22 protein-coding genes are annotated in these 21,131 nt (G+C 41.9%); 21 read left to right on the top strand and 1 reads right to left on the bottom strand.

What is annotated here, in order from left to right:
- Window positions 1-17: 17 nt before the first annotated feature.
- From AU377_RS07720 to AU377_RS07630, 21 genes are all read left to right on the top strand, one after another.
- Window positions 18-773: a sirohydrochlorin chelatase gene (locus tag AU377_RS07720; RefSeq protein ID WP_067406518.1), complete on the top strand. Its 756-nt coding sequence runs from the start codon at window positions 18-20 to the stop codon at window positions 771-773.
- A 61-nt stretch (window positions 774-834) separates the two neighbouring features.
- Complete coding sequence (locus AU377_RS15290) at window positions 835-981, top strand: YezD family protein (protein WP_082731964.1); 147 nt, start codon at window positions 835-837, stop codon at window positions 979-981.
- Window positions 982-1,009: 28 nt separating this feature from the next.
- Window positions 1,010-2,836: an assimilatory sulfite reductase (NADPH) flavoprotein subunit gene (locus AU377_RS07715; RefSeq protein ID WP_067406515.1), complete on the top strand. Its 1,827-nt coding sequence runs from the start codon at window positions 1,010-1,012 to the stop codon at window positions 2,834-2,836.
- A 25-nt stretch (window positions 2,837-2,861) separates the two neighbouring features.
- Entirely contained in the window at window positions 2,862-4,586 is a 1,725-nt protein-coding gene (gene cysI / locus AU377_RS07710; protein WP_067406512.1) for an assimilatory sulfite reductase (NADPH) hemoprotein subunit, read from the top strand.
- 78 nt (window positions 4,587-4,664) lie between these two features.
- Window positions 4,665-5,318: an NAD(P)-binding protein gene (locus AU377_RS07705; protein WP_067406510.1), complete on the top strand. Its 654-nt coding sequence runs from the start codon at window positions 4,665-4,667 to the stop codon at window positions 5,316-5,318.
- A 336-nt stretch (window positions 5,319-5,654) separates the two neighbouring features.
- Window positions 5,655-6,596: a bifunctional oligoribonuclease/PAP phosphatase NrnA gene (locus tag AU377_RS07700; RefSeq protein WP_067406508.1), complete on the top strand. Its 942-nt coding sequence runs from the start codon at window positions 5,655-5,657 to the stop codon at window positions 6,594-6,596.
- A 172-nt stretch (window positions 6,597-6,768) separates the two neighbouring features.
- Window positions 6,769-6,909 carry a hypothetical protein gene (locus tag AU377_RS15505; protein WP_156450408.1) on the top strand — a complete coding sequence of 47 codons (141 nt, stop codon included), beginning with the start codon at window positions 6,769-6,771 and terminating at the stop codon, window positions 6,907-6,909.
- A 242-nt stretch (window positions 6,910-7,151) separates the two neighbouring features.
- On the top strand, window positions 7,152-8,093 hold the full coding sequence (locus AU377_RS07695; protein WP_067406506.1) for a thymidylate synthase: 942 nt from the start codon (window positions 7,152-7,154) through the stop codon (window positions 8,091-8,093).
- 30 nt (window positions 8,094-8,123) lie between these two features.
- Entirely contained in the window at window positions 8,124-8,606 is a 483-nt protein-coding gene (locus AU377_RS07690) for a dihydrofolate reductase (RefSeq protein WP_067407224.1), read from the top strand.
- Between the two features lie 67 nt (window positions 8,607-8,673).
- Window positions 8,674-9,486 (top strand): GDSL-type esterase/lipase family protein, encoded by an 813-nt coding sequence (locus tag AU377_RS07685; RefSeq protein WP_067406505.1) that lies wholly within the window; start codon window positions 8,674-8,676, stop codon window positions 9,484-9,486.
- A 13-nt stretch (window positions 9,487-9,499) separates the two neighbouring features.
- On the top strand, window positions 9,500-10,075 hold the full coding sequence (locus AU377_RS07680; RefSeq protein WP_067406503.1) for a YpmS family protein: 576 nt from the start codon (window positions 9,500-9,502) through the stop codon (window positions 10,073-10,075).
- An 11-nt stretch (window positions 10,076-10,086) separates the two neighbouring features.
- Window positions 10,087-10,617: a peptide-methionine (S)-S-oxide reductase MsrA gene (gene msrA / locus AU377_RS07675; protein WP_067406501.1), complete on the top strand. Its 531-nt coding sequence runs from the start codon at window positions 10,087-10,089 to the stop codon at window positions 10,615-10,617.
- Complete coding sequence (gene msrB / locus AU377_RS07670) at window positions 10,614-11,036, top strand: peptide-methionine (R)-S-oxide reductase MsrB (RefSeq protein ID WP_067406498.1); 423 nt, start codon at window positions 10,614-10,616, stop codon at window positions 11,034-11,036. The genes msrA and msrB overlap by 4 nt, the downstream gene beginning before the upstream one ends.
- 15 nt (window positions 11,037-11,051) lie before the next feature.
- Window positions 11,052-11,279, top strand: a complete 228-nt coding sequence (locus AU377_RS07665; RefSeq protein ID WP_067406496.1) for a YozE family protein — start codon at window positions 11,052-11,054, stop codon at window positions 11,277-11,279.
- A 140-nt stretch (window positions 11,280-11,419) separates the two neighbouring features.
- Window positions 11,420-12,121, top strand: coding sequence for a purine-nucleoside phosphorylase (gene deoD, locus AU377_RS07660; protein ID WP_067406494.1), 702 nt, complete (start codon window positions 11,420-11,422; stop codon window positions 12,119-12,121).
- A 75-nt stretch (window positions 12,122-12,196) separates the two neighbouring features.
- Window positions 12,197-13,696, top strand: a complete 1,500-nt coding sequence (locus AU377_RS07655; protein WP_067406492.1) for a S41 family peptidase — start codon at window positions 12,197-12,199, stop codon at window positions 13,694-13,696.
- A gap of 189 nt (window positions 13,697-13,885) precedes the next feature.
- The gene (locus AU377_RS07650; RefSeq protein ID WP_067406489.1) at window positions 13,886-14,803 is read left to right on the top strand and encodes a GTP-binding protein; all 918 of its coding nucleotides are present in this window, start codon (window positions 13,886-13,888) and stop codon (window positions 14,801-14,803) included.
- A 173-nt stretch (window positions 14,804-14,976) separates the two neighbouring features.
- Window positions 14,977-15,696, top strand: coding sequence for a CAP domain-containing protein (locus AU377_RS07645; RefSeq protein ID WP_067406487.1), 720 nt, complete (start codon window positions 14,977-14,979; stop codon window positions 15,694-15,696).
- 181 nt (window positions 15,697-15,877) lie between these two features.
- Window positions 15,878-17,314 (top strand): spore germination protein, encoded by a 1,437-nt coding sequence (locus tag AU377_RS07640; protein WP_253724419.1) that lies wholly within the window; start codon window positions 15,878-15,880, stop codon window positions 17,312-17,314.
- A complete protein-coding gene (locus tag AU377_RS07635; RefSeq protein ID WP_067406484.1) occupies window positions 17,311-18,330 on the top strand; it encodes a GerAB/ArcD/ProY family transporter in 1,020 nt (339 codons plus the stop codon). The genes AU377_RS07640 and AU377_RS07635 overlap by 4 nt, the downstream gene beginning before the upstream one ends.
- On the top strand, window positions 18,327-19,409 hold the full coding sequence (locus AU377_RS07630) for a Ger(x)C family spore germination protein (protein ID WP_067406481.1): 1,083 nt from the start codon (window positions 18,327-18,329) through the stop codon (window positions 19,407-19,409). The genes AU377_RS07635 and AU377_RS07630 overlap by 4 nt, the downstream gene beginning before the upstream one ends.
- 15 nt (window positions 19,410-19,424) lie before the next feature.
- Here AU377_RS07630 and AU377_RS07625 read toward each other — a convergent pair whose 3' ends face one another.
- A complete protein-coding gene (locus AU377_RS07625) occupies window positions 19,425-20,738 on the bottom strand; it encodes an MATE family efflux transporter (RefSeq protein ID WP_067407220.1) in 1,314 nt (437 codons plus the stop codon).
- Window positions 20,739-21,131 lie beyond the last annotated feature (393 nt).

Genomic DNA, 21,131 nt, shown 5'->3' with positions numbered 1-21,131 from the left:
AGAAAGGAGGGAGTCATATGCAGGCAGTTCTATTCGTTGGACACGGAAGCCGAATGCAAGCAGGTGTTCAAGAAGCGATCCAGTTTATCGAGAAATGTAAACCGATGATCGATGTACCGATTCAAGAAGTTTGTTTTTTGGAGTTGACAGCACCAAATATAATAGAAGGAATCGCAAACTGTGTGGAGCGCGGGGCTAACAAAATTGCTGTCATTCCAATCCTATTATTAGCTGCAAAGCATGCTAAAGAAGACATCCCCTTTGAAATTGAAGTTGCGAAGACCCTGTACCCGGATATTGAATTTACTTATGGGAAAGTGTTCGGGATTCACCCGAAAATCATTACAAGTTTGTATGAACGGGTCATCGAACAAAATGTAGAAGTTTCTGAAGATGCGTATGTGTTACTTGTAGGAAGGGGGAGTAGCGACCCCGCAGTCAAACATGATTTGACTAAGATTGCGCAACTTCTTAAGAGTGAGTATTCCTTTAAAGCTGTTGATGTCTGCTTTCTTTACGGAGCAAAGCCTAGTTTTGAAGAAGCTTTATTGAAACTGCAACAAGCTTCTAATAGGCAGGTATTTGTCATTCCCTATTTGCTATTTACAGGAATTCTACTGAATGGCATCGAGAAAAAAATTGAGCGGCAAAACTTAAATGGCCAGCGACTTATTTTATGCGAAAGTCTTGGATATCACGAACAGATCCAACACGTCCTTGTAGAACGGGTGAATGAATTGCTGATACAAACAGTACCGCGTGCGACAATTTGATGGTGCTAACTTGAAGAGATTTGCTGTGTTTATAATTAGCTAGAAAGGATGAATTGTGACGATGGCTAAACGTGAACAAAATCTTGAATTGACCATCGAAAAGTTAAAGAAAATGTTATCTACAATGAACTATGGCTCCATTACGTTGGTTGTTCAAGATAATACGGTCGTTCAAATTGAAAGAAATGAAAAAATCAGATTGAAATGAAAAATATAAAGTAGTGAGGTGGAAATCGTTGGTGCTTCAAGTAATGAAAAATCCATTTACTGAAGAGCAGATTAAACTTCTTAATCAGCTCTTGCCGAATTTGACCGAAGCACAACAAATTTGGCTTAGCGGATATTTTAGCGGCGCGCTTCAAATAAAAGAATACTCAACTCCTTCCGGTAATATTGCCGTACAAGAAGCTTCTGTTGCTGAAACAAAAGTAATTACGAAAGAAGTGACAATCCTTTACGGATCTCAAACAGGAAATGGGCAAGGGTTAGCGGAGAGATTAACAAAAAAGTTACAGGATGAAGAATATCAAGTGACAATCTCTTCCATGGGCGATTTTAAACATAGAGACTTATTGAAAATAAAGAATTTATTGTTAATCGTAAGCACGCACGGAGAAGGGGATCCCCCTGATAATGCAATCCAATTTCATGAATTCCTGCATGGCAAACGGGCGCCTAAATTGGAAGACCTGCAATATTCTATTTTGTCATTGGGCGATAGTTCTTATGAGTTTTTCTGCCAGACAGGTAAAGATTTTGATAAACGTTTACAAGAGTTAGGGGCGAAACAACTGACGCCGCGGGTTGACTGTGATTTGGATTTTGACGAGCCAGCCGCGGAGTGGTTTACGAGAGTATTGTTCAAGTTAAATGAACAACAAGAAAGCGCAAGTGCCAGTACATCACAGTCAATTAGTCAATCCGTATCGTCGGAACAAACGGAATATTCGCGTATAAATCCATTTAAAGCTGAAATTCTCGAGAATTTAAATTTGAATGGTCGCGGATCGAACAAGGAAACCCGTCATCTGGAGTTATCACTGGAAGGTTCTAATTTTCATTTTGAAGCGGGGGATAGCTTAGGGATTTATCCGGAAAACGATCCGGAATTGGTCGATGCGTTAATTGCCGAAATGGAATGGAATCCAGAAGATCCTGTACCTGTGAACAAGCAGGGAGTTTTCCGTTCTTTACGCGAGGCACTCATTTCCGATTTTGAAATTACGGTGTTGACGAAACCGCTCATGAAAAAAATAGCAGAATTGACTTCGAATGCTGAATTGGAAAAGCTGGTGGATCAGAAAGAGTGGTTAGATGACTATATTGATGGCCGTGATCTATTGGATTTAGTAAAAGAGTTTTCACTAAGCCAAATTGATCCGAAAGAGTTTGTTGGAACCCTACGGAAAATCCCGGCGCGTCTTTATTCGATCGCAAGCAGCTTACGGGCGGCACCGGATGAGGTGCATGTAACAATCGGGACGGTTCGCTATGAGGCGCATGGGCGTTCCCGACTGGGTGTCTGCTCAGGAGAGTTTGCACTCCGGTTGGAAGAAGGCGACACTGTACCAGTTTATATACAGCGCAATGATAACTTTAAATTACCGGAGAATCCAGATACGCCAATCATCATGATTGGGCCAGGAACAGGTATTGCCCCGTTTAGATCGTTTATGCAAGAACGAGAAGAGATCGAGGCTAAAGGTAAGACGTGGCTGTTCTTTGGTGAACAACATTATAGAACAGATTTTCTTTATCAAGTCGAATGGCAACAGTGGCTGAAAGAGGGTGTCTTGACGAAGATGGATGTTGCATTTTCGCGTGATACGGATGAAAAAGTCTATGTGCAACATAAAATGCTAGAAAAAAGCAAAGAAATCTATGAGTGGCTGGAGGATGGAGCTGTTATCTATGTTTGTGGGGACGAAAAGCATATGGCCGCCGATGTCCAAAATACGCTAATTAAAATTATTGAAGAAGAAGGCGGTTTGAGTGTAGAGGAAGCAACGGACTATTTGGCAAATTTACAACAGCAGAAACGTTATCAACGTGATGTCTATTAAGACACCGGTAAAAGGAGTATGAGAAATGACAACAAAAATCACATTGCCGCCACAACCTGGTACACCAAGTGATGTGGAACGGATTAAAAGTGAGAGTAATTATTTACGTGGAACACTTGCAGAAACAATGGAGAATCCACTAAGTTCCGGGATTCCTGATGACGATAATCGATTGATGAAGTTCCATGGCAGTTATTTACAGGATGATCGTGATGTAAGACTTGAACGGCAACGTCAAAAATTGGAGCCCGCCTATCAGTTTATGATCCGTGTCCGTGCGCCAGGTGGTGTTGCCACAGCCGAACAGTGGCTGGTCATGGATCGTCTTGCGCATAAATATGGAAATGGCACGTTGAAATTGACGACTCGTCAGGCTTTTCAAATGCACGGCATATTGAAATGGAATATGAAAAAAAGTATTCAAGAAATTAATGAAGCATTGATGGATTCCCTTGCAGCTTGCGGAGATGTAAATCGGAATGTGATGTGTAATCCAAATCCATATCAGTCTGACGTTCATGAAGAAGTTTATGAGTGGTCTGCAAAACTTAGCGAATATCTCTCACCGCGGACAAATGCTTATCACGAGATTTGGTTGGATGATGAGAAAGTCATTGATAGTCAAGATGATGATGTGGAAGTCGAGCCGATGTACGGTGCGCTTTATTTACCACGTAAATTTAAAATAGGGATTGCAGTTCCACCGAATAATGATGTGGATGTATACTCGCAGGATCTAGGCTTCATTGCAATATTGGAAGAAGGTAAATTGGTAGGATTTAATGTGGCTGTCGGTGGCGGGATGGGAATGACGCATGGTGATACGAAGACATATCCTCAATTGGGGCGGATCATTGGTTTTTGTCCGGCAGAAAAAATTATCGAAGTGGCAGAAAAAATCATTACGATTCAACGTGATTATGGGAACCGTTCCGTGCGGAAATATGCCCGGTTTAAATATACAATCGATACTCGAGGAGTGGAATGGGTATTAAACGAACTTAATGAAAGGTTAGGATGGGAACTGGAACCCGCGCGTGATTTCAGGTTTGAGCATAATGGCGACCGGTACGGTTGGGTAAAAGGCAGTAATGGGAAATGGCACTTTACATTATTCATCCAAAATGGTCGTGTGCAAGATTTTGACGATTACCCAATGATGACAGGCTTACGCGAAATTGCCAAAGTGCATGCGGGGGATTTCCGGTTAAGTCCAAACCAAAATTTGATCATCAGTAATGTGGGAGAAGAAGATAAAGAAAAAATTAATGCATTGATTCAGCAATACGGATTGTCGGGCGGAGAGCATCACTCTGCCTTGCGCCGGAGTTCAATGGCTTGTGTTGCGCTGCCGACTTGCGGCCTGGCCATGGCGGAAGCGGAGCGTTATTTACCTGAATTAGTGGGTAAAATCGAAGGAATTGTCGATGAAGCGGGTTTACGGGATAAAGAAATAATCATCCGCATGTCGGGTTGCCCTAACGGTTGCTCCCGTCCGGGGTTAGGTGAAATAGCCTTTATTGGTAAAGCCCCAGGGAAATATAATATGTATTTAGGCGCCGGCTTTACAGGAGATCGATTGAATAAGTTGTATCGGGAAAATATCGGCGAAGAAGAGATTCTTGCACTACTGAAGCCTCTTCTTTTCCAATATGCGAGAGAAAGAAATGAAGGCGAACATTTTGGTGACTTTGTCATCCGTGCCGGTCATGTAAAAGCAGTTCAATCAGGTTTGGATTTTCATGAGTGAGATTAATGGATAAGCTGAAAAAGGCCATGCACGTAGGGCCTTTTTTAGTTCGAGAAATAAAAGGCAGGTGAATAGATAGTGCATACATATCCAGTGATGCTAAACGTGAAGGGAAAAGCTGCGGTAGTAGTGGGCGGAGGACTGATTGCTTATAGAAAAATACTAAGTTTATTAGAATCGGGGGCTCATGTAACAGTCGTTAGTCCAGCCCTACATTTGAAAGTGGAGAAATTAGTCGTTGAAAACGAGGTTACTTGGAAAAATAAATTATTTGAGACAAGCGATTTGGATTCCGCATGGATTGTTATTGCAGCAACAGACAAAGAAGAAATAAATGAATTCATAGCGCTAAGTACGAGTGATTTCCAGCTTGTCAATGTCGTTGATGATCCGCAGTTAAGTAATTTTCATGTTCCAGCAAAGGTGTCAAGGGGAGATTTAACAATCGGGGTCGCAACAGGCGGGGCCAGCCCAGTTCTTGCTAAAGTGATCCGGGATGAAATTGCGACCATCTATGACGAGTTCTATGAGGAGTATTTGAAGTTTCTTGCTTTATCGCGTAAGAAAATTAAACAGTTGGATGTGAATCGGCAAATGAAAGAACAATTGCTTAAGAAAATAACAGGTGAGGAATATCGAAAATCAAAAGAAAAGCAAACTGATTTTATAAAGGAAATTGACGGTTGTCTTAAACTTCAATTAAAGTTGGCTTCAATATTCCATGTATTATAAAGCGCCGTATCAAGGCAACACTATTAAATTTTGGATTATTTCTCATTGTTTGTTATTTACTGTTTATGATGCTTATGGGCGCGATAATGATGCTTGAACGAAGTGAGCGCTAAACAATAAAATAGCAACTTTGATATAGGTGACTAGTCCGTCGAAAATAGTAAACTGTTTGATCCCGAAAAATAAAAGTAAACGATATCCAATACAATAATAAGAAATAAGATGACGAAATTTAAGATCATGAAAAGCCCCTTCATTGCATACGTCCAGCATACATTGTAGCGGCTTTTTAAGCGGATTGTGCCCGGAATATAGAGAGACAGGGGGAATTTACTAGTGGAAAGTCAAATCATCGACATAATTGAATCCTATGAAACGATTATTATTCACCGGCATGTCCGGCCTGACCCGGATGCTTATGGATCGCAGGTTGGTTTGAAGACATTGATCCAGACGAACTATCCAGAAAAGAAAGTATATGCTGCTGGAACACATGATGAATTGTTATCTTATTTGGCGACGCAAGATGAAGTCACTCAAACGACTTATCAAAATGCGCTCGTCATTATAACAGATACTGGCAATACAGAACGAATAGATGGAGAGTTTTATCAGGAAGGCGCATATCTTTTAAAAATTGATCATCATCCGGATGTTGACCAATATGGGGACCTGCGATGGGTCAATACTGTAGCGAGTTCGACGTCTGAAATGATTTTCGCCTTATTTGAAGAAGGTGTAGCGTCTCGGGGTTGGAAAATGTCTGATGAAACAGCAAGGTTGCTTTTTGCCGGCATTGTAGGAGATACCGGTCGATTTCTGTTTCCGCGTACGACAATGAAAACATTTGAGGTGGCCAGTGAATTAATTCGACATGCATTTGATCGGCCGCAGTTATTTGCCGACATGTATGAAGTGGACCGCAACATTTTACATTTGCAAGGCTATATTTATCAGAACTTTGTCATAGATGGAAACAGAGTAGCCTCTATCAAAATTGACAAAAAGACTATGGAGCGGTTCCAAGTGACTGCCTCCGAAACGTCGCAGCTTGTTGGGTCTTTAGGAGAAGTAAAAGGCGTCAAAGCATGGGTCATTTTTATTGAAGAAGAAGACCAGATTCGCGCGCGACTCCGATCAAAAGGACCCGTCATTAATGGATTGGCGGCTCAATTTGGTGGTGGAGGCCATCCATTGGCTTCTGGAGCGTCTGTCTATTCCTGGGAGGAAGCTGATGCATTAATTGGCGAAATTCAAAAGTTATGTAAAACGAATTAAATGAACGGAGGGATTGTATAGGATTTTTCGGTTATTTTCTAATTGCTGAGGACTTCATGTGCTTTGCTGCCTAGTCGAACATATTGACAGGACCGGGACACGTTAGATTGGCAGGATCCCTCGTGCCTTTGCCCTTCGGATTAGGACGTTGATCTCGGTTGATGATGTGAGAATGAAAATTGCGCGAGGCGATATTGTGGAAATCAATAAACCAGAAATTGGTTACGAAATCAGACTATTAAAAGAGGAAACGGAAGTTACACTTAAAAAAGTAAATAACTTACTCGAAAAATTAAAGAAGAAAAATATGTAATGAAACAGCCACCGACCCAAGCGAAATGGTGGCTGTTTGACTTTAAGGGATGCGCCTGTCCACATTTTAACCTTCCTATATATCTCCCCCAATCCATTTTAAATCTTTGCTTTTCTTTGCAATGCAGTCACTAGTTTGATAACGTGACAAACGTTGATACCCACTGTATTTCTACGTGTTAAATGCATGGATTTTCTTCGGTCGGGTGGTATACTAAATAAAGCATAAGGAGGCAGTTTTGAATGAAGCAATATTTGGATTTATGTAAACATGTTCTTGAAACAGGAACTCCAAAAGGAGATCGGACGGGAACAGGGACGATCAGTACATTTGGCTATCAAATGCGGTTTGATTTATCGAAAGGATTCCCACTCTTAACGACGAAGAAATTAGCGTTTCGACTGATCGTATCTGAATTATTATGGTTTTTGAAAGGCGATACGAACGTTCAAACATTGATACGTGAACGCAATCCGATTTGGGATGAATGGGCTTTTGAACAATGGGTGAACAGTCTAGAATATACAGGACCTGATATGACCGATTTTGGCAGACGGGCAACAAAAGATCCAGAGTTTGCGGAAGTTTATAAAGAAGAAATGGCTTCCTTTAAAGAACGCGTATTGGCAGATGATGCTTTTGCTGAGAAATATGGGGACCTTGGCCCGGTTTACGGCAAGCAATGGCGTTCCTGGGCAACGGGGGGCGAAACGGTCGATCAAATTGCCAACTTAATTGAAGGATTAAAAAACAATCCGGATTCTAGAAGGCATATTGTGACGGCATGGAATCCATCAGAAATTGAAGACATGGCTTTGCCGCCTTGTCATGCATTGTTCCAGTTTTACGTTGCAGACGGCAAGCTTTCTTGTCAGCTATACCAGCGCAGTGCGGATATTTTCCTCGGCGTGCCGTTCAATATTGCCTCTTACGCATTGCTCGTCCATTTAATCGCCCATGAATGTGAGTTAGAGGTGGGTGAATTCATCCATACGCTTGGGGATGCGCATATTTATGCGAACCATGTGAATCAAGTGAAAGAGCAACTATCCCGTGAACCAAGAGAGTTGCCGACGCTGTCCTTGAACATCGGTGAAAAATCCATTTTTGAATTGGAAACAGCTGATATTCAAATTGACAATTACGATCCACATCCAAAAATTAGCGCGCCAATCGCCGTTTAAAAGCATCTATAGGAGAAAGGAATGTTTAGAATGATTTCACTGCTCGTTGCACATGATACAGATCGTGTCATCGGTCGGAATAATGATTTACCTTGGTATATACCAGAAGATCTTGCGTACTTTAAAAAAATGACGATGGGAAAAGCGATGGTGATGGGAAGAAAGACATTCGATTCGATCGGCAGACCCTTACCTGGCAGACAATCCATCATTGTGACCCGTAATCCGGATTATACTGCTGAAGGGGCGATTGTCGTCCGCGACTTATCCGAAGCGATCGAAAAAGCGAAAGCGTATGGGGATGAAGTGATGGTCATCGGGGGTGCTGAAATTTTCCGCCAATCGATGGATATCGCGGATCGTCTTTATATTACGTACATTGACAAGCAATTTGAAGGGGATACGTTCTTCCCGGAATATGATTCTGAATGGAAAGTCGTGTCGTCATCAGAAACACACGTAACAGACGATCAAATTCCGTATCAATTCCTCATTTATGAAAGAATTGTTTAAGAAAACGCATGGATTGAACATATAATAGAGAAAGAATTTGTAAACGAAAGAAAAGGGGAAGTTTGTTTTGAGAAGGATAATAGTGTTGACGATTGTCTTCTCATTCTTGTTAGCTAGTTGCAGCGCACCTTCCACAGTGAAAAACGATGTTGTGAAAAGGGAAAATACCGCCTTTGGGGAGTGGGACATCCCGAATTATTTTATTCCCAAAAAAGTGCATGTCGTTGGACTTGGCGACTCGTTAACGCAAGGCGTTGGGGATGAAAGGAAAAAGGGCGGCTATTTTGGCCGTGTTTCACATCGAATGGAAAGTTGGAAAGGGGTCGAAGAAATTCAAGCGGATAACTTATCCAAGCGGGGGAGACGGAGCGACCAGCTTATCGATCAGCTGGAAAGCCCGGAAATTCAAGCCGAGTTAAAAAAAGCAGATGTGATTTACTTAACAATCGGCGGAAATGATCTCATGAAAGTGATGAAGGCTAATCTTTTTGACTTAAAGATGAAGCCCTTCTATATTGAGCTTGGAAAATTTGAAAATCGTTTGGATGAAATTTTTACAATTCTCCGTGCGTTGAATGGCGATGCCATTATTGTTGTTGCGGGTCTTTACAATCCGTTTACGATTGTAATGGATGAAGTGAAAGAATTTGATGACATACTTGAAGATTGGAATACAGCAATAGAGGGCCGGGCAATGGTAGATGGAAAAACATGTTTTGTCCCTGTCATCGATTTGTTCGATTCAAATGCAAATATGGTGTATCACACAGATTTCTTTCATCCGAACGCCAAAGGGTATGATTTAATGGCTAACCGTTTTCTTGATCAATTACAAGCATGCGGTTTAGAAAAGCTTTCGGATGGGGAATTGGAAATGTAGGAGTTGAGTTTGCATGAATCGATGGAAAATCGGGTTTTTTACACTCGCAGGTTTGGTGGCAGCAGCCATCGTATTTCTCGTTGTATTAGTTGGAGCGACAGGAGATTCTCCGCCGATTCCTAAAGGGAAGGAAACACGGCCGCAAGACCACATTTTAACTGTTAAAACGACGAAGGAAGATTTTGAGGGGATCGCAAATACGTATATTCGAAAAGCCATTAAAGACGAACCGCTTCCCGTCATTATGCGTGTTCGAGAGGATGTCATCTTGCTTTCTGAAATGACAGTCTTCTCCTACACGCTGCCGGTCATCATGCATTTTGACCCAATCGTGCAGGAGGATGGCAACTTAATACTGAAACAATCATCACTGGAAATTGGACAGTTAAACATTCCGCCATCGACTGTACTGAAGATTTTAAAAGAGTCAGTGAATTTGCCGCCATGGATGGTGGTACGGCCTAAGGAAGAAGAAGTGTTCATCGATCTTTCTGCGATTTCCGTTTCGGGTAATTTACAAGTGAAAATGAAAACATTCAACTTAGAAAAAGATGAAATCATTTTAGAAATTATTATTCCAGAAGAATAAGGAGTCGACTAATGGCAAAAGAATTGGCAACATTTGCAGGTGGCTGTTTTTGGTGTATGGTCAAGCCGTTTGACCGTTATGACGGTGTGTTATCGGTTGTTTCCGGCTATACGGGCGGAGAGGTGGAAAACCCTTCCTATGAATTGGTGTGCACGAACAGCACCGGTCACCGAGAAGCGGTTCAAATTACTTTTGACAATGAAATCATTTCGTATGAAACGCTGCTTTCGATTTTTTGGAAACAAATTGATCCAACCGATCCGGGCGGGCAATTTTTTGATCGAGGAGAATCGTATCAAACCGCCATATTTACACATTCAGCGGAGCAACAGCGTCTGGCGGAGCAATCGAAAAAGGATTTAGAGGCAACCGGTAAATTCGATCGGCCAATTGCAACCGACATTTTACAGGCAAAGTCATTTTATCCGGCGGAAGAAGGGCACCAACAGTATTATTTGAAAAACCCATCGCATTACAATCGATATGCAGTCGGCTCGGGGCGCGTTCAGTTTAAAAAAAATCATTGGGGTGATGAGGCATGAAGGAAGATTTACGAAAAAGATTAACGGACATGCAATATTACGTGACGCAGGAAAATGGTACAGAACCGCCGTTTCGAAATGAATACGACAGTCACTATGACGAAGGCATCTATGTTGATATCGTATCCGGTGTTCCGTTATTCAGCTCAAAAGACAAATACGATGCGGGCTGCGGTTGGCCAAGCTTTACAAAGCCGATCGAAGCAGCCGAAGTGACAGAGCACTTTGATGCGAGCCATGGCATGCGCCGAACGGAAGTGCGCAGCAAGACGGCCGATTCTCACCTTGGCCATGTCTTTCCAGATGGTCCGGGAGAGAATGGACTCCGCTACTGCATCAATTCAGCTGCGCTTCGATTTGTTCCAAAAGACGAATTGGAAAATGAGGGATACGGACAATATTCGAAGCTTTTTCAATAGAAAGGATGTTGCCAAGTGGATCGATCTTTTTACCGCTTCGTCTTATCGTTTCGAGGAGGATCAAAAGAAGATGCGAAAGCTGTTTTCGCTGAAAGCATGTTTCAAGATTTAAGCTTTCCAAGGGAAGAAAAAGCATTTGATCCTTTATCCCGTTATATAGAGGAGAAGGCTGATACCCATATGTCCTCCGCGGTATTTGACGAGTTGTATGACCTTTATAAAGAACAATACGATGTAGAGTAACCGTGTATGGACAAACTGCGCGGTTCTACCCAGGTCTGAGTGAGTATCAAGCTAGACTTAGACCTAAGGTACTTCATTGCATTATCCACTTTTTATCTGTATGATGGAAAAAGAAAATTTGAAAGTGAGGCAACAACTGTATGAGTATACATATTAACGCAAAAAAAGGTGAAATCGCTGATACAATTTTACTGCCGGGAGATCCACTTCGTGCGAAATATATCGCAGAAACTTTTTTAGAAGACGTTGTTCAATACAATGATGTACGAAATATGTTTGGATATACGGGCACATACAAAGGAAAACGCCTTTCTGTACAAGGAACAGGAATGGGTGTTCCGTCCATTTCTATTTACGTCACAGAACTTATGCAAGAATATGACGTGCAAAAATTGATTCGTGTCGGTACATGCGGCGCAATTCAAAAAGATGTGCATGTCCGTGACGTGATCATTGCACAAAGTGCGTCGACAAATTCCAGCATGAATGAAATTTTATTTGGCGAGGCAAGATATGCGCCTACCGCGGACTTCGATCTTTTATTAAAAGCTTATAATGAAAGTCTTAAAAAAGGCTTAGATGTTAAAGTTGGAAATGTCTTTACAGAAGATCTATTTTACAATGAGTTCGCCCAACATGAAAAATGGGCGCAATATGGCGTGTTAGCTGTTGAAATGGAAGCGGCGGCTCTGTACACATTAGCAGCTAAATTTGGTCGACAAGCTTTGACCGTATTAACGGTGAGTGACCACATTTTAACGGGTGAAGCGACTTCCGCTGAAGAGCGCCAAACAACATTTAATGATATGATTGAAGTTGCATTAGAAGCAGCGATTCAATAAGCTTGTGAAGAAGGACCGCCCGCAATGCGGCGGTCTTTCTTTGTATGCACCTTGTAAAAGGAAGTGGGGAATGAGATGGAAGAGAAAGAGAATATGAGCCGCGAACAAGGGAATGAACCAAAGCACCAGCCCCCGGCTAAACGCTATATACGCCTAAAGCCGTTCTCTTTTCTAATGCTCGTGTTCGGTCTTGTTTTAGTGTCGGCGGGCATTACGTTTTTTGTCTTAACGACGGGTGAAGATAAAGTCGTCGAAGTCGTGAGCCCTCAAAAACCGTTGGAACGGAAAGAATTCCAAAAATTATATGATGCTTATGATGAATTAAAGACGAATTACTATGACGAAATCGATGAAAAAGCGATTATTGACGGCGCGATTAATGGCATGATTGACGCACTCGGAGATCCCTATTCGGATTACCTAAACGAGCAAGAAGCAGAGCGTTTAATTGAAAGTATTTCTTCTAGCTTTGAAGGAATCGGTGCGGAAATTCAAGAATGGAACGGCTACATTAAAGTTGTTTCGCCGATCAAGAAATCACCAGCAGAAAAAGCGGGACTGTTACCGAACGATATCATTACTGCTGTGGATGGGAAAAGCATCCAAGGTCTTTCTTCCTCCGAAGCTGTATTACTCATTCGCGGTGAAAAAGGGTCGACTGTGACACTTTCGATCCGACGCGGTGAATCACCTGAAACGTTTGATGTTAAAATCGTTCGAGATGTGATTCCGCTCGAGACAGTGTATCCCGAGATGTTGGAAAATGGCATCGCGCATATTCATATCACGAACTTTGCGGATAGCACGTATGAGGAGCTACTGACTGCAATTCACGAAATGTCCGCAGAAGGAATGAAAGGGCTTATTTTAGATGTCAGACAAAATCCGGGCGGCACATTAAATGCGGCGCTTGCGATCTCCGATCTATTCGTTGAAAAAGGGAAAAACCTTTTTCAATACGTCGGGAAAGATGGCAAGCCAAATATTTACACGGCAGAAGATGGGGAAAAACTCACACTTCCAGTCGCAGTCGTCATAGATGACGGCAGTGCTTCTGCCTCTGAAATTGTCGCTGCAGCGCTCAAGGAATCGGCCAATATTCCTTTAATCGGGTTAAAAACCTTTGGGAAAGGAACGGTTCAAACACCGATGGATCTATCTGATGGATCTAATTTAAAATTAACGACTGCCAAGTGGCTGACGCCAAATGGCAATTGGATTCATAAACAAGGCATTGCACCGGATATTGAAGTACCCTATCCACCGTATGCGATGTTGCCTTACTTGGATCCGTCAGTTGAATTGAAAGAAGGCATGCTTTCTCCGCAAGTGAAAGTGGCGGAAGACATGCTGACAGCTACTGGATATGACGCTGGAGAAATAGATGGTTTGTATGATGCCCAAACAAAGAAGGCTGTACAAGCACTGCAGGTAGACTTGAGCGTTGAAGTAACAGGTATCCTAAGCGAAGAAACGACATTTGGTCTGTTGGATAAGCTTCGTACGAAAATTCAAGAAGAAGATCCACAACTAATGAAGGCAAAAGAAGTATTACTTGAAAAAATTCAACAATAATCGAAAAAACGTCCAAAAACTGGACGTTTTTTTAACTTGATTCGGTAGGGGATTCAATTCCCTACCGAATCAAGTTAAGCCTCCGGCGGATGTCACAGATTTTGAAAGGAGTTAATTGCGCTTCGCACAATTCAAAATCTGGACGCAATTACGCCGAGGCATAATTGATCAGAAGAAAGAAGGATGAAAATGATAGACGTGTACTTATTTAGCGGATTTTTAGGGAGCGGAAAAACATCGCTGTTACTGCATCTCATTCGTCAACTGAAAGAACAAGGGAAAAAACCCGCTATATTGATGAATGAATTTGGAAATTTAGGTGTCGACACAAACATTTTAAATGAAGAAGGAGAAGTGCCGTTAAAGGAATTATTAGATGGCTGTATTTGCTGCACGGGCTCCGAGCAAACAGAGGCGCAACTCCAAGGGTTATTAGAAGATCATGAAAATATTGATGTCATCCTTATTGAAACGACAGGGGCGGCTCATCCGGTTGAAGCGCTTGATGCGGTTTACTCTCCCTTATTTGCCGATCGATTAAGTGTGAAGGGCATTGTCACGGTTGTCGACGCTGTCAGATGGCTAGACCGCGAAAAACTGTCGCCGCAAATTCGATCTCTATTTATGGAACAAATTCGACATGCCCATCTACTACTCGCGAATAAGGCCGACTTGCTCACAGAAGGGGAACTCGCAACCGTTGTCACTGAATTAACGAATTTCAATGGTCATGCACCGGTTATTCAAACGATTAATGGGAAAATCCCTTTTGCAATGATTGAAAGGCAGCTTCGTTCCTCATCCGAAACGAAACGGCAACCGATTATATCAGGTAAACACTTACCGCTCTCTTCAAAATTGATCACCTTCCAGGAAAGTGTTGACAAAGAGGCGTTTGAGCGATGGGTACAATCATTGCCAGAAACCGTTTATCGCATGAAAGGGTATGTACCCATTAGCGGGGTGAAAAATCCATATTTATTTCAATATGCTTATGGCATTGTGAGCTGGCTGCCTGAATATGTCCAAATGGCCCCTCGGCTGGTCGTGATTGGGGAAGGGGTCAATGAGATTGCATACGATGATTCAACGTCGTTAGAGAAATAATCGTCAACCCCCTATTACTTGAAATTATTGTCGCATTGCCCAACATTATCCATTCTCTCTTTCCTTAAAAGCTATTCTTATCATAATGTTTAATAGATTGGATGTACTGGAAAAAACCGTCAGTTATCAAACTCTATTTCACGGTATGATAGTTTGCGAAGGGAGGAGACAAGATGAAAAAATCGATTGCTGTCATCTTACTCGGTTCGGCAATGTTATTCTCTAACAATGCGAACGCAGAAGCTGCCTATACACAAAAAAACGTGCAGCCTTACAAAGTACAATATGTTCAATATAATTGGGGAGGTAAGCAGTCTTATTTTTATGACTTTACCCCTTATTATAATTCTGGTTCTCGCTACAATTGGAACAATTCGTACAATAATCAAATAAATACTAATCAACCAACTCAGGCTCCATCCGTTGAAAAGCCAGCACCGGCTCCGGCACCTGCGCCGCAACAGCCAGCTGCTGAAACACCTGCAAAACCAGCACAAGCGACACAAGATGCTTCAGTGTCAGCGGTGGAACAAGCAGTGCTGAACTTAACAAATGCTGAAAGACAAAAGGCGGGTCTTAAACCGTTACAAACGGACAAGAACTTAATGAATTCAGCGCGTCAAAAATCAGCGGACATGTCTGCGAAAAATTATTTTTCTCATACAAGCCCTACATACGGTTCACCGTTTGACCAAATGAAAGCGAATGGTGTAACATATCGTGCCGCAGCGGAAAACATTGCGATGGGTCAACGTTCAGCTGAAGAAGTTGTGAAAGCTTGGATGGAATCACCAGGTCACCGTCAAAACATTTTAACGCCAGAATTCACACATATCGGAATTGGTTTCGATGCGAACGGGAATTACTGGACACAACAATTTATTCAAAAGTAATCTGTTAGACAAATAGAAAAAGCGCCATTTTACACTAGAATGATCTAGTTCGTAAAATGGCGCTTTTTTTAATTATAAATTTAATAATATTATTATGTAAACCAAAACCATTCGGATTGACGTCCGTTTTTGCGTTTAAAACATTTTTCCATTGACCATACTTTTCTGAGAGGTGAACGTCATGGATGAAGTACAGTCAATGGACAGTTTAATTTTATCTATAAAAAATATATTCCATAATTCCACGGATCTCGTTGTAAGAGAGGTTTCATGGAAAGATGGGAGTGCGCTCGTTTGTTTTTATAATACGATAACAGAAAGCGGCGAGGTCAATCGGCAAATTGAGATTCTTCGTCATCGATCCATCGCCGATCTGCCGGATTGGGGAAACACAGCCGCTTCAAGTGTAGAAGCTTTTTCACAATCGAAATTGGTTGAAAATGTGACCAATGGATTTGTGGCCATCTTTTTTCCCTATCCGAATTTGTTGCTGACGATTACGATGCCTAGCTTTGAAACACGTTCAACACAAGAGCCTAGCAATGAGCTTGTCATTCGAGGCAAGCACGAAGGATTTGTGGAAAGTGTCGACAAAAATATTTCCCTTATACGAAAAAGTTTAGGTGTCCCGGATTTAGTCGTTCAGGATTTAAGGCTTGGGGAAGATACAAATACAAAAGTTACTTATGTCTATATTGAGTCGATTGCCGATCCAGAAGTCATCAAAGAAGTGGAAACGCGTCTCGAACACATTCATGCCTCTAAAATAATGGGACTTGGACAAATTGAAGATTATCTAGAGGATTCAGTTTGGACGCCATTTCCACAGTGGCTTACGACAGAAAGACCAGATCGCGTGGTGGCGAATATTCTGGAGGGGAAAGTTGCGGTTTTTATGAACCATTCGCCTGCAGCGCTCGTTGCACCGGTTACATTTTTTTCGTTTTACGAGTCGCCGGATGATTTTAATGGACGTGTCCTTGTCGGATCTTTCTTTCGTCTGCTTAGAATAATCAGTTTCTTTATCGCGGTTTTCCTTCCTGCGTTTTATATTGCATTGACCGGCTTTCACCCTGAAATTTTGCCGTACGAACTTAGTAAAAAAGTAAAATTAGCGGTGGAATTTATCCCCTATCGGCCGATGGTTGAAGCATTGATCGTAGAGCTATTTATAGAAGTAATTCGTGAAGCAACAATTCGTTTGCCTGCACCGATTGGGCCAACTATCGGGATTGTTGGGGGACTTGTTATTGGAGATGCGATCGTCAATGCGGGGCTCGTTTCGAATTTAATGGTAATTGTTGTTGCGATGACTGCCATTTCAAGCTTCGTCGTACCGAATGTGGAAATGAACACGACGGTTCGAATTTTACGATTTCCGTTCATGTTGGCAGCATCTTTTTTTGGGTTCTTTGGCATCGCGATTGGGACACTCATTCTTTTCATCCATATGATGAACCAATCTTCATTGAATCAGCCGTATTTGTCACCTGTCATCCCATTCGATCCATCTCGCTTCAAAAATGTGTTTTTCAGGCTCCCTTATTTTAAAAGTCGGAAACAACAGCAAACATTTACACACGGTGCCCCCAAGCAAAAAGGCGGTGGGAAAACATGAAGTTCATGCTTTCTAGAAATCAGTTTTTCCTCCTGCTTTTCATTGTTCAGACGGGTTCGTCCTTTTTCTCTTTTCCCGCACCGTTTGTCAATGCTGCCGGCAGAGATGCGTGGCTCCTTTTTATCGTTTCAGCAATATTTCATTATATGCTGTTGCTTTTTTATGAACGGAACTATGACTATTTCACAATGGGGCCATTTGTTAGTTGGTTATATAAAGGATATTGGCTTTTTGTAGTTATTAGCTATCTTGCCTACGTCGACTATACATTGGCGGTCTGGGGGTTTCCGAAAACGCCTCAATATATCGTCATTGGCATACTCGTAACTGTATCGCTTTATGCAAACTTAAGCCGGGCGGAAACAGCCATTAATCTTCCAGTTTTATTAATTCCACTTATCCTCGCATTTTTAGGATTTTTACAGTTTGCCTGGGGAGATGTAATCTGGACGAATATTTTCCCGATCGGGCAAATAACGGGAACGGAGTGGTGGAAAGGGCTTTTGAAGGGACAAACCGCATTTATCGGCATTGAATTGTATTTAGTTTTCAGAAGTCGCGTGGATATTAAGCAAAACATAAAAGGCCTTCCTTTATTCGTCTACCAAATGACATGGTTTTTGTTCTTTTTTTTCTCAGTTCTCTTGACAATCTGGTATTTCACGCCTACTGGAGTGAAATTGGTCCCAGAACCGCTGCTTTTTCTTTTAAGAACACAGGAAGTCACATTTATTGAACGGCTTGATTTGTTTTTCCTGTATATTTGGACAGTTTGGACCATCGTGACAGTGACTTTAGTCTCTTTTACTGCATTGTATGTCCACAGGCAACATGCGAAAGAAAAGCAAGTACGAGATACAATCATTTGGCATGTGTTACTCGTCGTGTTGCCTTTATTCTTCTTGAAAAAGGAAAATGTCGACTATTTAAACGATCTTATCATCTATGTTCACTTAGTCTTTGCTATCATCATTCCCGTCATCGTTATTTTTATCAATCGGAGGAAAAGAAAATGAAGAAATTGGCTCTAATTTCCATTGCTTGTTCTTTTCTGTTGGCAGGATGTTGGGATGAGCGATTGTATAAGGAGTTTACGATCGTACCTCTAGTTGGGTATGATCGAGAAGAAGGAGAATTAACGGGATATCACACATACACCACCGTTTCCGCGCCAGATATGCTCAGTTATTCAACCGTCGTCGGAAAGGGTGCTTCTGTAAAAGAAGTTGGGTTCGATGCCAATCGAAAAATAGGTGAAACATTAGATTTTTCGCAATTGCAAGTGATCCTTGTTTCGGAGGAAATGGCGAAGTCGAATTTACTGGAAACTTTTGATGTCCTCTTCAGAGAGCCCCATAATCGGCTTAGCAGCAAACTTGCGGTAGTGGAAGGAGAAATAGCTTCCTATATGGAAAAGACAGAAGAAATGGGGTTGGAGGCACCTGATTTCTATCTTAAAAATTTGAAAACTGCCGCAGCTCATTCCATTATTCCGGATATTAATGTTAATGAGGCTAGCACACGCATTAATGACAAGGGAATCGATCTTTTTTTACCTTATATTAAAATGTCAGAATCGGGAGAGATACCTGAACTGGCAGGTGTTGCTTTATTCAGTAATAAAGTATTTTCAGGTCATACATTGGATGATAAGGAATCGCTCATCGTCAATATACTCGCGAAGCAACCGGGTAAGTTCACGGTATTTAGTTATGAGTGGAAACAAGGCAATAAAACCTATCCAATTACAGTTGAAATCGCAAGGTATACGAAAAAGTGGAACATTCACGACAATCAAATAGATGCAAATTATAAAGTGAAATTAAGTGTCGAAGAATTTGCCCATAATCACTTGAACGACGAAAAGACGGTCAAGGAGCTAGAACAATTTCTGTCAAAAGAAATGACAAAAGATTTCAATAAAGTCATCAAAAAATTGCAGGAAGCGAAAAGTGATGCAGTCGGATTTGGAAGAACAGTTCGCGCATTTCATCCACATTTATGGAACGAAGGGAAATGGCAAGATACGTTTGCAGAATTGGACATTGAGGTGAAAGTGAAGGCGAAAATTGCCCATTCCGGCATTTTGAACTAACGAAAACCCGCGAAACTAAGCTTCGCGGGTTTTTCCTTCGTGAAATTTCGTCTTTTGAATATGCAATAATCGAATCGTTAACGTGATGGCGCCAATCGTTAACCCTGCGATGAGTCCGATCCAGTACCCATAAGGCCCCAAATCTGTAAACGTCGCCATACTGTAGCCAACTGGCAGTCCGATGACCCAAAAAGAGACGATCGCCATTATAAATGTCATGTTCACATCTTTATAGCCGCGAAGCGCACCTTGCACGGGTGCCATGACCGCGTCAGATAATTGGAAAAGTGCTGCATAAATGAAAAACTGGGTGGCCAGCGCAATAATTTTACCATCAGTTGTGTAAAGGGATGCGATTTCATTGCGGAATAATAGGAGTACCGCAATGGATATAAAACTAAAAGCGATGGCAATCGCAACCCCTAAAAATCCATAATGCTTTGCATCTTTCATCCGATTCGCCCCAATTTCTTGACCGACAAGGATGGTCGCGCCCATTGAAATACTTAAAGGGATCATATAAAGCAAAGAGGTGAAATTGAGTGCAATTTGATGGGCAGAAATAACAATTGTTGAATATTTACTCATCAGCAGCGTCACAACAGAAAAAATGCTCGTTTCAACGAAAATAGAAATCCCGATTGGAACACCGATCAGTAAAATTTCTTTCCATCTCACAAACGATATTTTCCCCCAATTTGCAAAAAGGCGATAGTCGCTAAAGGACTTATGCTTCCAAGCAACCCCGCAAGCGATCAAGAACACAAGCCAGTACGTAAGCGCAGCCGCATAGCCTGCACCGACACCGCCTAATTCAGGAAAACCAAAATTACCGTAAATTAATAAGTAGTTTAAAAAGATCGTGAGCGGGGCGGATAAAAGAATGATGGTCATCGATACGCGGGTTGCGCCGAGTGCATCAAAGAAAGATCGTAAAACGGTATAGGCAAATAATGGGAGCAGCCCCAAACTCATGGCTTCCAAATATTTTGCTGCGACGACCCGCACTTCTTCTTCAAGCGGCATCGAGGTGAGAATCGATGAAACCCCGAATTTAATAATGAGATAAACGATGATTGACAAGACAATCGACACGTAAATCCCTTGTTGTACGCTTGGACGGACTGCATCTTTCTTCCTGGCACCGACTAACTGTGCAATAATGGGGGTGAGTCCCATTAAGATACCGGCAAGTCCTGTATAGACAGGCACCCAAAAAGAAGAGCCAATTGTCACGCCGGCAAGATGGTATGTATCGTAGCGGCCTGTCATAAGAATATCGAAGAACGTTATTAAGTACAACGCAACCTGTGTCACTAAAATCGGCATAACAATTTTTGCCAAACGGAACGGTTTTTGTTTTAAAGGCAATGCATTTTCCAAAGTCAATCATCCTTTATAGTTCTTATTCATTTTTTTAAAATGAATTCCCATTGTACCATGTTTCTTTTGTTATAATGGCTATGAAGTACGGACATTAATCAATTATGCCTCGGCATAATTGCGTCCAGATTTTGAATCGAGCTTGCTCGATTAACTCCTTTCAAAATCTGTGACACCCGCCGGAGGCTTGGGCCTACAGGATGTAGGTCATGCAGGCGTTGCCACAGGACGTGGCGAACCTAGCCTGCGTTCCACTATTCAGCGGGCGTTTGAACAACCGTTGAATAGAAGACCGAACAGCATTCATCCCATTACCTATGGAAATGGGAATCTCTGCTG

The organism is Sporosarcina sp. HYO08, assembly GCF_001563475.1.
Taxonomy (GTDB): domain Bacteria; phylum Bacillota; class Bacilli; order Bacillales_A; family Planococcaceae; genus Sporosarcina.
This window is presented reverse-complemented; position numbering and strand designations above follow the sequence as displayed.